Annotated in this window: 14 protein-coding genes; 2 read left to right on the plus strand and 12 right to left on the minus strand. The window is 68.5% G+C overall.

The window, feature by feature from the left end; translation table 11 throughout:
* Nucleotides 1-169: 169 nt before the first annotated feature.
* Together BTO20_RS23010 and BTO20_RS23015 are read left to right on the plus strand one after the other, a co-directional pair.
* The gene (locus BTO20_RS23010; RefSeq protein ID WP_087078419.1) at nt 170-664 is read left to right on the plus strand and encodes a M23 family metallopeptidase; all 495 of its coding nucleotides are present in this window, start codon (nt 170-172) and stop codon (nt 662-664) included.
* A 94-nt stretch (nt 665-758) separates the two neighbouring features.
* A complete protein-coding gene (locus BTO20_RS23015) occupies nt 759-1,724 on the plus strand; it encodes a TIGR03621 family F420-dependent LLM class oxidoreductase (RefSeq protein ID WP_198344029.1) in 966 nt (321 codons plus the stop codon).
* Here the strand turns inward: BTO20_RS23015 and BTO20_RS23020 are convergent.
* The 12 genes from BTO20_RS23020 to BTO20_RS23075 all read right to left on the minus strand — a co-directional run bounded on the left by BTO20_RS23020 (nt 1,708) and on the right by BTO20_RS23075 (nt 13,213).
* Nucleotides 1,708-2,586 (minus strand): alpha/beta fold hydrolase, encoded by an 879-nt coding sequence (locus tag BTO20_RS23020; protein ID WP_087078421.1) that lies wholly within the window; start codon nt 2,584-2,586, stop codon nt 1,708-1,710. The genes BTO20_RS23015 and BTO20_RS23020 overlap by 17 nt on opposite strands.
* Nucleotides 2,583-3,506 (minus strand): tyrosine recombinase XerC, encoded by a 924-nt coding sequence (locus tag BTO20_RS23025; protein WP_087078422.1) that lies wholly within the window; start codon nt 3,504-3,506, stop codon nt 2,583-2,585. Before BTO20_RS23025 ends, BTO20_RS23020 begins: the two co-directional genes overlap by 4 nt.
* A gap of 90 nt (nt 3,507-3,596) precedes the next feature.
* Entirely contained in the window at nt 3,597-4,643 is a 1,047-nt protein-coding gene (locus tag BTO20_RS23030; protein WP_087078423.1) for an oxygenase MpaB family protein, read from the minus strand.
* 24 nt (nt 4,644-4,667) lie between these two features.
* Nucleotides 4,668-5,291, minus strand: coding sequence for a TetR/AcrR family transcriptional regulator (locus BTO20_RS23035; protein WP_087078424.1), 624 nt, complete (start codon nt 5,289-5,291; stop codon nt 4,668-4,670).
* Nucleotides 5,292-5,359: 68 nt separating this feature from the next.
* Nucleotides 5,360-6,187, minus strand: coding sequence for a DUF5995 family protein (locus BTO20_RS23040; RefSeq protein WP_087078425.1), 828 nt, complete (start codon nt 6,185-6,187; stop codon nt 5,360-5,362).
* A gap of 57 nt (nt 6,188-6,244) precedes the next feature.
* A complete protein-coding gene (locus BTO20_RS23045) occupies nt 6,245-7,405 on the minus strand; it encodes a lactate 2-monooxygenase (RefSeq protein ID WP_087078426.1) in 1,161 nt (386 codons plus the stop codon).
* 24 nt (nt 7,406-7,429) lie between these two features.
* Nucleotides 7,430-8,296 (minus strand): siderophore-interacting protein, encoded by an 867-nt coding sequence (locus BTO20_RS23050; RefSeq protein ID WP_087078427.1) that lies wholly within the window; start codon nt 8,294-8,296, stop codon nt 7,430-7,432.
* A gap of 50 nt (nt 8,297-8,346) precedes the next feature.
* A complete protein-coding gene (locus tag BTO20_RS23055; protein WP_232490829.1) occupies nt 8,347-9,246 on the minus strand; it encodes an MBL fold metallo-hydrolase in 900 nt (299 codons plus the stop codon).
* An 8-nt stretch (nt 9,247-9,254) separates the two neighbouring features.
* Nucleotides 9,255-10,379, minus strand: a complete 1,125-nt coding sequence (dprA, locus tag BTO20_RS23060) for a DNA-processing protein DprA (protein ID WP_087078428.1) — start codon at nt 10,377-10,379, stop codon at nt 9,255-9,257.
* Complete coding sequence (locus BTO20_RS23065; RefSeq protein WP_087078429.1) at nt 10,376-11,887, minus strand: YifB family Mg chelatase-like AAA ATPase; 1,512 nt, start codon at nt 11,885-11,887, stop codon at nt 10,376-10,378. The genes dprA and BTO20_RS23065 overlap by 4 nt, the downstream gene beginning before the upstream one ends.
* Nucleotide 11,888: 1 nt before the next feature.
* Nucleotides 11,889-12,257 (minus strand): YraN family protein, encoded by a 369-nt coding sequence (locus BTO20_RS23070; protein ID WP_198344030.1) that lies wholly within the window; start codon nt 12,255-12,257, stop codon nt 11,889-11,891.
* 98 nt (nt 12,258-12,355) lie between these two features.
* Entirely contained in the window at nt 12,356-13,213 is an 858-nt protein-coding gene (locus BTO20_RS23075) for an alpha/beta fold hydrolase (RefSeq protein ID WP_087078431.1), read from the minus strand.
* Nucleotides 13,214-13,238 lie beyond the last annotated feature (25 nt).

Consider the following 13,238-nt stretch of genomic DNA (forward strand, 5'->3'; position numbering starts at 1 on the left):
AAGTCAGCCCGCTCGGCGAGCTGCGGGTAGAAGTTTACACGCTGCGCCGGGGTGCTTTGACCCCGCGCAGCCAGGGCTTGGCGGGAGGGCCCTCACTCTTGATCGAGGTTATCCACAGACCCGCGACTCCGGGCTTCCCATCAGTGAGCCGCCGCGCTGAACTGATCTGATGATGAGGCTGGCTGCGGTGCTGGCGGTCACCGCACTCGCCTGGCCGGGCACCGCACGCGCCGAAGGCGCGCGGCTGCAGTGGCCGGTGACACCGCGGCCCACGGTGACCCGCGCGTTCGACGCACCGGCGCCGAACTGGAACCGCGGTCACCGCGGGGTCGACCTCGCCGGCACGGCGGGACAACCCGTCTACGCCGCAGGCCCGGGCACCGTGGTGTTCGCGGGGATTCTCGCCGGTCGGCCCCTGGTGTCCATCGCTCATACCGGCGGCCTGCACACCAGCTACGAACCGGTGCTCGCCACGGTGCGGCGCGGACAGGTGGTCACCTCCGGGCAGCTGCTCGGCGAGCTGGTGGCGGGCCACGCCGGCTGCCCGGTGGCCGCGTGCCTGCACTGGGGTGCGATGTGGGGGCCCGCCGCGCGGGCCGACTACGTCGATCCGCTGGGACTACTGGCCGACACCTCCATCCGACTCAAGCCGCTCGGCCCGTGAGGCGAGCGTGCGTGTCTGTTGCCCGGCACGCAGCCGATCGCCAGCAGTTTGCGCACCCTCACCGCCGCGACCGGAGCGGCCTATCGTCGGAACAATGACCACTGCAGCGGCAGCACACCGCGACCGACCGATGCGTTTCGGTCTGCACACCGCGCTGCCCCGGGGACGTGATTTCACCGAATTCGCGGTCGGTGTCGAGCAATCCGGGTTCGACGTACTGACGATTCCCGACCATCTCGTGGCGTCGATGTCCCCCTTCGTCAGTGCCGCGACGGCATGCGCGGTGACGTCCTCGCTACACACCGGCACCTTGGTGCTCAACAACGACCTCCGCCACCCGGTCGACACCGCGCGGGAAACCGCAAGCCTGGCAGCGCTTTCCGGCGGCCGGTTCGAGTTGGGCCTGGGTGCCGGCCATATGAGATCCGAATATGACGCGGCCGGCCTGAAATTCGATCCCGGCGCCACCCGGGTGGATCGGCTGATCGAGTCGGTCGAGGTGATCCGCCCGCTACTGGCCGGCGCGGCCGTGGACGTCGACGGCGCGCACTACTGCGTGCGGGCAGACGCGGGTCAGCTCGTCGCGCCGCCGGGAGTCGATGTTCCTCTGCTGATCGGCGGAAACGGCACGCGCGTGCTGCAATTGGCGGGCCGGGCAGCCGATATCGCGGGTCTGGCCGGTTTCAGTCACAGCCACGACGCCACCGAGGTGCGGCTGACCCACTTCGATCCCACCGGCCTGCTGGACCGGATCGGCGTCGTTCGTGACGCCGCGGGTGACCGCTTCGACGCCGTCGAACTCAATGCACTGCTGCAGTTCGTCGTGCACACCGCGGACCCAGCTCCCACCGCAGCCGAGCTCGCCGGGCCGTTCGGCGTTCCGGCGGACCTGCTGCTGGAATCCCCGTTCGTCCTGCTCGGCAGCTACGAGCAGATGGCCGAAGCGCTGGCGGACCGGCAGCGCCGCTTCGGGATCAGCTACTGGACCGTGTTCGACGCGTGGCCGGGCCGCGAATCGGCGCTCGGGCACCTGGCCGAGGTGATCAAGCTGCTGCGTTAGCGTCCAAGAACTCGATCATCGCGTCGAGCACCGCGTCCGGCCGGTCCCGCTGCACCCAATGCCCGGCCCCCGCAATCACTTTCAAGCGTGCGTTCGGGATCAGCGCCGCGGCCGCGCGGGCCCGGGCGACCGGCACGCCCGGGTCGCGATCGCCGTGGACGATGAGCACCGGACACGTCAGCGACGCCAACCGCCGGGTGTAATCCGTGCGCAACCGGTTCCACTTGACCTGGTCACGCTGCCACTGTTCGAAGGCTTTGAATCCGTCCGGTTGGCGCGCAGCTGCCATGACCTCGTCCATCAGCTCGTCGGTGAGCTGCTGCGGGTCTGTGATCAACGCCTGCATGCTGCGGACCATCGCGCTGCGATTGCCGCCCACCCAGGTGGTGGCCGCGCCCAGCAGGCCGGCACGCAGCGCCGCCCACGTGACCAGTTGGCGCACAGCGGACAACGGCCCGTCCGACAGCCGCGGCATGACACCGTAGCTGCCGAGCAGCATCGCGGCGGTCACCCCGTCAGGCCGGTCCAGCACATGGCCGATGGTCATGCCGCCGCCGAGTGACAGACCGCCGATCGCGTACCGCCGCAGACCGAGTGCGTCGACCAACTCCCCCACGTACGCGATGAGCCGCTCCTGCGTCACCGGTAGCCGCGCGGGTGCGCTGTGCCCGAAACCGGGATGGTCCGGGGCGATGACGCGATGGCCGGCCTGGGCCAACCGCGGGCCGAGCCCGCCCCACGACAACGACGCGTTGTCCACCCCGCCGCCGTGCAACAACACGACTGTCGACGCCGGACGGTCTGGCGCCCAGGTGAGATAGGAGACCGGTCCGGATGGAAGGTCTACGACCGAGCGGGTCATGCCCTCGGGTGGGCCTGATCGTGCACCGCGCGCAGCCGGGCCACGGTGACGTGGGTATAGAGCTGCGTGGTGGCCAGCGTCGTGTGGCCGAGCAATTCCTGCACGACACGCAGATCAGCGCCACCCTCCAACAGATGCGTGGCCGCACTGTGTCGCAGGCCGTGCGGGCCGATGTCCGGCGCGCCGTCGACCGCGGCCACTGTCTGGTGCACCACGGTGCGGGCCTGCCGCGGGTCCAGGCGCCCACCGCGCGCGCCCAGCAACAGCGCCGGCCCGGAGTCTGCCGTGGCGACCGCGGGCCTCCCGTTGGACAGCCATGAGGTCAGCGCCTGCTGGGCCGGTTCGCCGAACGGCACCGTGCGCTGCTTGTTGCCCTTGCCCAGAACTCGCAGTACCCGTCGTTCGCGGTCGACGTCGTCGATGTCCAACCCGCACAACTCGCTGACCCGGATACCGGTGGCGTAGAGCATCTCGACGATCAGCCGGTCGCGCAACGCCAGCGGATCCCCTTGCTCTGCACCTGAATTCAGTGCGGCCATGGCATCGAGCGCTTGATCCTGACGCAGCACCGCGGGCAGGTTGCGACGGGATCGGGGTGCCTGCAGCCGCGCCGCCGGGTCGCTGGCAAGCAGCCCGCGCCGGCAGGCCCATGCGGTGAACGTTTTGACCGACGACGTGCGGCGGGCCAGCGTGGTGCGCGCCGCCCCGGCCGCAGACTGGGCAGCCAGCCAGGATCGCAGCGTCGGCAGGGTCAGCGTCTCCAGCCCGCCGCCGGTGTAGTCGAACAACGACCGGAGGTCACCGCGATAGGCCCGCCGGGTGTGCTCGGACCGACCTCTCTGCAACGCGAGGAACTCGTCGAACTCGTCGAGGACACGCGATGTCCCCGCGTCGCTGCACTCCTGCCCGCCGGTGTCCATGGTCCTACCGTGACAGACACCCGAACCTCACGCATCCGACGCGCCGCGCCCCGGCATCACGGCTTCATCTCGTCGCCGTCCGGCGGGTGGTCACGCCAAACTCCCGAGGTAGGGCTGAGATTCGATGAGACCCTCATCACTGGGTAGTTGTCCGTGCCCGAACACCCGCTCGTGCTGACGGGCGCGCAGCTCTCTATGCGCATCAGCAGGTTTGACGTAGCCGTGGCGGCGGCGCCCTTCGTCGGGCGTGAGCACTGTGGCCGACCGCGGTGGGATGCCCATGATGTAGGGCCCCGCCACCGGGACCACTGACGGTGCGATCACCTTGGCCACCAACAACTTCAGCCGGGGAACGCGGTCGACCACACCGAAGCCGAGCTTGAGCACGGGCCGCACCACCAGGTCGATCAGGCGGGGCTGGTCGAACCCGCTGAGCCGGCGCATCCAGCGCGGCATGGTCGCGATGGTGCCTGCCCGCAGAAACCAGTTGAGAATCTCCACGGCGGGACTCGCGATCTTCGGCGTGGGCGGCAGCACCACCTTGGCGTTGAGCAGATGGTTCATCATGGCGCGGGCGGCTTCGCTGACGGCGAGGTGCGGCCGCATCTGCTCGAAGTACTCGTTGACGCCCGCACGGGTGCGGGGAACGTCCCGCGGGTCGCAGGTCTGGAACTCTGCGGCCGTCGCACAGTCCTGCCAGTAGCGGGCCTCTTCCTGGGCGGTCAGCTTGCCGCCACCGTAGAGCTCGTAGGCCTTGAGCACCGAATGCCAGCCGGTCAGCAAGATCCACAGTTGTGAGTGAGGATCGTTGGCGTCGTAGGGATTACCGCTGAGTGGTTCGGTGCCGATGGCTTTCGAGTGCACCTTTACCAGGACGTCAGCCGCCTTGAGCACCGACTCGGTGTCGGCGAATGCGACCATGGCGAAGTAGCGCACGGTCCGGTCGTACCGGGTGCGGGGCCGGTCGTAGTTCGCGCCGGTGGTGTCCACTGCGGCGATCAGTGCGGGGTCGAGTTCCTCGACCACCACGGCGCGCTGCAACCCGATGATCGGGGTGGTCGCATGACCCCAGACTTTCCAGGTCACCGATTCCGGCCCGAAGAAGCCGTAGTCAGCCATCGGCTGCAGATCGGACATGGGAGAACTCCTCTGTTCGTGCGGTCAGGCGGTGCGGAACGCGCGGTAGGTGGCCGCTCCGATGAAGGCACCCAATGTGTCTGGGGTCCAGGCTTTTCCGTCGTCGTGCAGCAGTGTCCGCACGGCGGCTTCACAGCTGGACACGAACTGTTCGACGAGCACCGGCAGCTTCTTGTCGGCGTCGACGGTGCCCCACCGTTGCAGCGTCGGCGCCAACCGTCGAGAGACCTTGGCCACCAACACCGCTCGACCGTTGCGGAAATGGTCGGCGACGGCCGGATCGGGGTCGGCACTCATCACCAACCGCCAGGAGTACGGGCGTCTCGCCACGGTGCGCAGCAGGGCCTGAAAGCCCTCGACGAACACCGTCTCGTCGGCATCGGCCTTGCCGTACGGCAGCGCCTCGATCGCGTCGTTGAGCAGCAGCCCCAATTCGCGTTCGAGCAGCGCCCGGATGAGCTCGACGCGGTCGGGAAAACACGAGTACACCACCGGGCGGGTCACCTTGAGCTGTTTGGCGACCGCACCGATCGTGACCGCCGCGACGCCGTGCTCCATGACGACCGCCAGTGCGGCGTCGAGCACCTGTGGACGACGCCGTTCCGGGCCGAGGTGTGCGGCCCGTTCGCGGACTGTTCCTACAGTCATGAAGGAAAATGCTACATCAGTGAATAATCTGGGGCCAGCGTCAGTTACCTGGGCTTTCCCGCCAGCCCTCAGAGCGCCGCAGGCATGGGTGCCGGATTTGCGGCGATCTCGTCGAGCACGCGGATGTTGCGGACGACGTCGCGGCTCTCCCGTGCCGCGATCGCGTCGATCGCCGTCTGGATGAGCCCGACAACGTCCGGCGGGTCATAGACGAGCGCCCCTTGCCCGGCGACGGTGACGTCGCGGACGCGGATCGTCACCGGCCGCAGGAAACCCGGCTCGAGCGCCAGCACTGTCGCGAATCGCCAGGCGTCGTCACGGAAGGCCGTGACCGACTGGTCGATCAGGAAGATCTCGTTCTTCATGAGCACCGCGTAGATGTCGGCCAACGCGGGTGACAGCTCGTCGATGTCGGCGATGACGCCGCTGACCTGGCTCGCCAGGACCGCGTTGATCCGATCGAAGTCGGTCTTCATGTCGCGGGTCGCCGTATCGACGGCCTGCGCGACGATGCCGAGGTCAAGGCCGATGTGCGCGTTGACTCCGGCGAGCATGTGCTGCAACATGATCGGCTCCGGCCGGGCCGCGGCGTCGAAGGTCAGCCGCCACGACCGCGTCGGTTTGGCGTACCCGTCCGGGTGGAAGTAGCCGTTCAGCGCGTCGAAGTAGCGGTTGGCGAACGCCACGTCGAGTCGCGCCAGCCGGGGGCCGTCCTCGAACACTCCGTCGGATACCGCTGTCTTCACGGCCACGGTGATCCGCTTGTACAGGGCGGCGAAATAGCCGAGTCGGCTCGGCGCTTCGATCGACCAGTCGATCACGGCGTCGATGTCGGCGACGACCTCGTCGAGAGTTGTTGCGGGTCGCAGTGGCGCGAGCGGTGATGGCGATGGCATCCCATCATGTTGGGCGTGCCGACGGCCGCCAGCACGCGTAGCCGACTACCTGATCTGTTACTCGACTCGGCGCAACGCGTCGGGCGTGAGGTCGGACAGGGTGGGATAGCCGTCGACGCCCATGATCAGATCCGCCTCGGCGAGCAACGAACGCAGCACGTGCACAACGCCATCCGCGCCGCCGAGGGCCAACCCGTACACGTAGGGCCTGCCCACACCGACCGCGGTCGCCCCCAGCGCGAGCGCCTTGACGATGTCCGCGCCGCTGCGGACGCCGGAGTCGAACAACACCGGCAGCCCGTCGGCAGCCTCGACGACGCCCGGCAGACAGTCGATCGCCGGGAGACCGCCGTTGGCCTGGCGGCCACCGTGATTCGAGCAGTAGATGCCGTCGACTCCCCCGTCCTTGGCGCGCCGGACGTCGTCGGGATGGCAGATGCCCTTGACGATCAGCGGCAGAGTCGTCAGCGACCGCAGCCACGGCAAGTCGTCCCACGTGAGCGGGTTTCCGAACAGACTCACCCAACGCAGCACGGTGGCCTGCGGATTCTGCTCGGGCGGCTGGGCCAGCCCGGCGCGGAACACGGGGTCGGTGGTGTAGTTGGCCAGACACTTGCCACGCAACTGAGGGAAGTTCGAGGTCGCCAGGTCGCGCGGGCGCCATCCGGGGACCCAGGTGTCCAGCGTGACGACGATGGCCTTGAACCCGGCGGCCTCGGCGCGTTGTACCAGGCTGGCCGCCAACTCCCTGTCGGTCGGCGTATAGAGCTGGAAAAAGCCGGGGGTGTCACCGAATTGCGCGGCGACATCTTCCATCGGATCTTCGGTCAACGTCGAAAGCATCAATGGCACACCGGTTTTCGCGGCAGCACGGGCAGCGGCGAGATCACCGTGTCCGTCTTGGCTGCTGATGCCGAGCACCCCGACCGGAGCCATGAACAGTGGCGAGGGCAGCGTGAGGCCGAACACCTCGACGCTGAGGTCACGCTCCTTGTGCGCGTTGAACATGCGCGGCATCAGGCCCCACCGGTCGAACGCGCTGCGGTTGACCCGCTGGGTGCGTTCGTCACCGGCCCCGCCGGCCACATACGACCACACCGACGGTGGCATGGCGGCCTGCGCCTTGGCCTCCAGTCCCGCGTAGTCCATCGGCAGACCCGGCAGAACACCGGCCAGGCCCTGGAGGTAGATCTCGAGTTGGTAGTCGCCGAATGCCATGCCGGCTACCCTGCCAGTTCGACCTCAGCCGGTGGTGGCGGACTCGGCTTTTGCCAGCTCGGCCTTCCACTGCCGGAACGTTTCCTCCGTGCGTCCGCGGCGCCAATACCCGGAGATCGACGCGGCAAACTTCGCCGGGACACCGCGTTCCTTGCGGATGTAGGGCCGCAGGTTGTGCATGACCGCCTGGGCCTCACCGTGGATGAACACCTGCACCCGGCCTGGCAGCCAGTGGGCGGTCTTGACGGCTTCGATCAGCGGCGCGTTGTCGCCGGCCCGGTCCTCACCGACGAGGTCGGCCCGACCGCCGCGGTATATCCAGGTCACGTCGACGCCTGCGGGGGCGGTCAAGGGCACCTCGTCATCGGGGCCAGCCACCTCGATGAATGCCTTGCCAACCGCGTTGTCGGGCAGGGCTTCCAAGGCCGCACTGATCGCCGGTAGCCCGGCTTCGTCACCGGCCAACAGGTGCCAGTCGGCCTCCGGGTCGGGCGCGTAGGCACCGCTCGGCCCCATCAGATAAGCGGGCTGTCCTGGGACTACGGCTGCCGCCCACGGTGCTGCGACACCCTGATCACCATGGACGACGAAGTCGATGGCGATCTCGCGGCGCTCGGTGTCGACCTGCCGGATGGTGTAGGTCCGCACGGTCGGGCGATGTGCGGTGGGCAGCTCGGCGAAACTGTCGAGGGTCAACGGCTGCGGCAGCGCGTCGACGTCCACCCCGTTGGGCACGACGACGAGTTTGACGTAGGAATCCGTGAATTCGTTCGGCGAAAAAGTGTCGAACCCGGTGCCCGGACCCGCGTCACCGAGTATCACCCTGACCATGTGTGGCGTCATCTGCTCACGACGCACCACCGCAAACGTGTGGACCGGACGTCCCGCCATACCGCCTCCAAAAACTCGAACGTCGGCCATTGATTAGCCGACCTCATCGACTATACGGAGCCCCGCGCGTCCGTTGGGGTGTACCGGTCGCGATCAGGTCCGCCGATGTACGACCAGACACCTGGTTCACCGGATCGTAAACAGTGCCCAATCCCGGCATCCGCGAACGATTTACGGATGGTCTCCGGCCCCTCGCTGTACAGCGACCACCCCCGGCAATGTGCCGGTATCACATCTGACAGGCCGAGCGTGACGGCCACGTCGGAGGCACGGTCCGAGGTCAGGGTCAACGGACGACCGGAAAATTTGGCGGGGACCCGAGCAGCGCCGATGTGCAGTACTCCCACGCTGATATCCGGGAACCGGGTCCCGATCTGCATGACCGGTGCGAGCGACGCGTTGTCACCGCTGAGGTAGACCGTGGGCAGCTCTGGACTGCGCAGGACGAACCCGGTGACCTCGGTGTTGATGTTGCCGTATTCGTCACGCTCGCCGTCGCTGGGACCGTGCTGCGCCGGCACGGCGAACACCGTCACCGCGGCCGCGCCATTTGTCGGTTCGATGACGGTCGACTCATAGGGCGCGAGGCCGTGGGCGTTGCCCCCGAGTCGACCGGCGGCCTGACCACCGGTCAGCAGGAGTGCGGCCGCGGCGGCGAAAGCCCTACCGGCGTAATCGAAGTTGTCCATGTGGAGGTCATGGCTGAGCAGCACGACGTCCACGGGACCGAGCTGTTCCGGTTGCACGGCGGGACCCTCGACCTTGGAATACGGGCCGAACGGACCCGGCGGGTCGAACGTCGGATCGGAGACGAACCGCACCCCGCCGTAGTCGATCACCGTCGTCGCACCGCCGATGACACCGATCGCGAACTCGTACCGGTCTGCGTTGATGGCAGCCACCATGGCAGCGACGATATCGGTGAATGCGGGATCGCGGGACCTCATCATTCACCGGCTCACTTCCGCCGCCTGTAGCGGCGCCAACAACCCGCCTCCGCCGACGCCAGCCCGGCGATCTCGAGCACGGCCAGCGGGCCCAGCACCGCATGAGCCGGGACTCCCGCTGCCACCGCGATCTCGTCGACGGTGTGGCCACCGCGCGAGGGCAGCGCGTCGTAGACCCGCTTCTCGTCGGGGCCGAGCGCGTCGAGCGGGCCGGCCGGGTGCGGCTCGTCGTCGGCGAGTTCACCGATCCGCCCGGCCAATTCGACGACATCCGCTGCCCGGGTCACCAGTTTGGCTCCGCCTCGCAGCAGCGCGTGACACCCCGCGGAGGCCGCCGATGTCACCGGCCCCGGCACGGCACACACCGCCCTGCCGAGTCCCCCGGCCCACGACGCGGTGTTGGCGGCGCCGCTGCGCAGGCCCGCCTCGACGACGACCGTCGCACCCGATAGCGCGGCCACCAGCCGGTTACGGGTAAGGAACCGCAGCCGGCCGGGCGCGGTTCCGGGCGGGTACTCGCTGACGAGTAGGCAATCCTCGCGGATTCGGCGGAACAGGGCGCTGTGCCCGGACGGGTACGGGTTGTCGATGCCGCCCGCGACCACGGCCACGGTGATGCCTTCACACGCCAGTGCGGAGCGATGCGCGGCGCCGTCGATGCCGTAGGCGCCGCCCGACACCACCGTGAAGTCCCGGGAGACCAGACCCGCCGCGAGGTCGGCCGAGACATGTTCGCCGTAGGCGGTGGCCGCGCGGGTACCGACGATCGCCGCAGCCCGCGCTGCCGCATCCGCCAGACGTACGGGCCCGACCGCCCACAACACCAACGGCGGATGCCCGTTCGACCGATTGTCAATCCCCTTGAACGCCATGAATGACAGCAGCGGCCATTCTTCGTCGTCCGGCGTGATCAACCGGCCACCCATTCCATCGAGAATATCGAGATCCGCCTGGGCACAATCCATCTCACGACGCGCCTCGACCCGGTGCGCCCACTTCTCGTCAGTCTTTCCGGTCTTCACCTGCTCGGCCGCCTCGACCGGGCCGCACCGCGCCACCAATGCAGCCAACTGGGGGCATGGCGGTTCGGCCACCCGCGACAGGTACGCCCACGCTCGTCGCTCCTCTTCGGTCATGACATCCCCCCGGCCTGACGAAAGCTCAACGCCGTGGCCACATCTGCTATCGCCGGTGACGTTCGTCCAGCCAGATCCGCCAGGGTCCACGCCACCCGCAAACAGCGGTCCGCCCCTCTCATGCTGATGAGACCACGGTCCAGAGCGTCCTGCAGTGGTGCCATCGTGGCCCGGGGCAACCTGAATTCGCGCCGCAGGAGTGGTCCGTTCACCTCGGCGTTGGTACGGATGCCGTGCGACCGCCATCGTTCCTCCGCGGCGAACCTGGCGACCGCCACCCGTTCCCGGACCGCGGCGCTCGACTCCGCCGCGTCCGGCACGAACACGCCTGCGCTGACCGGGTTGAGCTCGACGCGCAGATCCACCCGGTCCACCAGCGGCCCCGACAGCTTGCCCCGGTACCGCAGTTTGGCTTGCGCCGAGCACATGCAGTCGACAGGGTTCGGTGGCGCGCATGGGCACGGGTTGGCCGCGAGAACCAGTTGGAACCGAGCCGGGTAACAGGCCACCCCGTCGCGGCGGGCCAGGCGGATCTCACCGTCCTCCAAAGGTGTTCGCAACGCCTCCAGGGCACTGGTGCCCATCTCGGCAAACTCGTCGAGGAACAGCACGCCGCGATGGGCGCGGCTGACCGCGCCGGGCCGCGCCATGCCGCTACCTCCCCCGACCAGCGATGCGACGCTCGACGTATGGTGCGGCGCGACGAACGGCGGCCGGGTGATCAGCGGAGTGTCGCTCGCCAACAGGCCCGCGACCGAATGAACCGCCGTCACCTCCAGCGACTCGCCGTGCGACAGCGGCGGCAGGAGCCCGGGAAGGCGTTGCGCGAGCATGGTTTTGCCGGTGCCGGGCGGTCCTGTGAGCATCAGGTGGTGCGCTCCGGCCGCGGCGACCTCGACCGCGTAGCGGGCCTGCGTCTGCCCGACCACGTCGGCGAGGTCAGCGGTCGGTTCAGCAACGCGTTCTCCCGCCGCGATCCGCGCCGCCAGATCAGCCTTGTTCTCGAACCACGCCAGCAACTGGCCCAGCGTGTTCACACCCAACACCTCTATGCCATCGATCAAGCTCGCCTCGGCCAGGTTGTCGACCGGCACCACCACCGTCGGCCACCCTTCCTGCTTGGCCGCCAGCACCGCCGGCAGCACACCGTGCACCGGCCGCACCCGAGCGTCCAACGAAAGTTCTCCCAAGAGCACCGTCTTCTCCAGCCGGGCCCACGCGGTCTTGGTGTTCGCCGACAACACCGCACTGGCCAGTGCCAGGTCATACGCCGACCCCACCTTGCGCAACGTCGCGGGCGACAACGCCAACGTGAGGCGTGACATCGGCCAGTTGGCACCGCAGTTGGTGATCGCCGCCCGCACCCGATCCCGGGATTCCTGCAACGCGGCATCGGGCAGCCCCACCAGATGCACACCGGGAAGGCCGGAGCTGATGTCGGCTTCGATCTCCACGATCACCCCGTCGAGACCCCGCACGGCCACCGAATACGCTCTGCCCAAACTCATCTCAACCCACCCCTTGCAGATGAATGATCTCCGGCTCACGCCGCCTGCCGATGCGTACGCCGATCACATCGATGCGCACCTCCGACCACCTGCGGTCCTGTTCGGCCAGCCAGAGCGCGGCCAACCGGCGCAGCCGGCGCACCTTCTGCGCAGGCACCGCCTCGGCCAGGCCGCCGTAACCGTCGCCGGTGCGGGTCTTCACCTCGACGAACACCACCGTGCCTGTGGCCGCGTCCTCGGCGATCACGTCCAGCTCGCCGTAGCGACAGCGCCAGTTGCGAACCAGGGCCCGCAGCCCGACGGTCGCCATATGCTCCACCGCCAATTGCTCACCCAGCGCGCCGATCTCGGCCCGAGTCATTGAAGTCATGCCAACACCGTGCGGCCTGGGCCCGACAGAATCCGCCTGGACGGGTCAGTTATCCCCAACCTGTAGTTCATCCACAGGGTCGGGTGACGAAAACCGGCTCAGGGCCGGCAGCGCAGGTGGTCCAGCACCATTTCGGCGACGGGCCCTGGCGCGTCGGTCACCAGGCCGTGCCCCGCGTCCGGCACGATCGCCGTCCGTGCCCCTGCCCGGCGCGCGGCCTGTGCTGCGCGTTGCGCGTCGTGCACGGCGCTGTCGCCGGCCACCAGCACCAGGGTCGGCACCGGTAGTGGCGGCAGTGAATCGGGCAGCTCGGGCGTCACGACAGGTGAGGCCGGAAAGTGGGCCGCGCCATGAGCGAGCAGGTCCACGTAGGCCTCGCGCGCCGGCCCGCTTCCGGAGACGCCTGGTGCAAACATCGCGCGGGCGTTGTCGAAAGACGGATGGACGTCGCGGTTTTGGGCGAACTCGGCGAACTCCGGCGGCAATGGGGCGAACGTGAGGACCGGGTCGAGCAGCACCAGCCGCCGCACCCGGGCAGGATGCGCCAGAGCGAATCGCAGTGCGAGGTGCCCGCCGAACGAGTGGCCGCAGAGGTCGGCCGCGGATAGCTCGAGGAACTCGAAAGTCTCTGCGAGCCAAGCGACCAGGTCGTCCATACTGGCGATCGGAGCCCCTTCGTGGCGGCTGCGGCCCGGTTCTCCCATGATGTCCACGGCCCGGACACGGTGATGGTCGGCCAACATTCCCACAATGGGGTACCACATCGCCGATGTGGCACCGAGGCCGTGCAGCAGCACCAACGGCGGTGCCGATGCCGGCCCGGCTGAGGTGATCCGGGTGGTGCCATACCGCCCAGCGACCTCGATGGTCTCGATCGATACCGGCCAGTGCGCCATGACCGCGTCGTAGGCCCGAAAGTACGCGCGCTCCAGATCAGCGTCGGCGAAGGCAGGCATCGGTGTCGACGCTACGCCAGATCTC

The sequence above is a fragment of the Mycobacterium dioxanotrophicus genome, assembly GCF_002157835.1.
GTDB lineage: Bacteria > Actinomycetota > Actinomycetes > Mycobacteriales > Mycobacteriaceae > Mycobacterium > Mycobacterium dioxanotrophicus.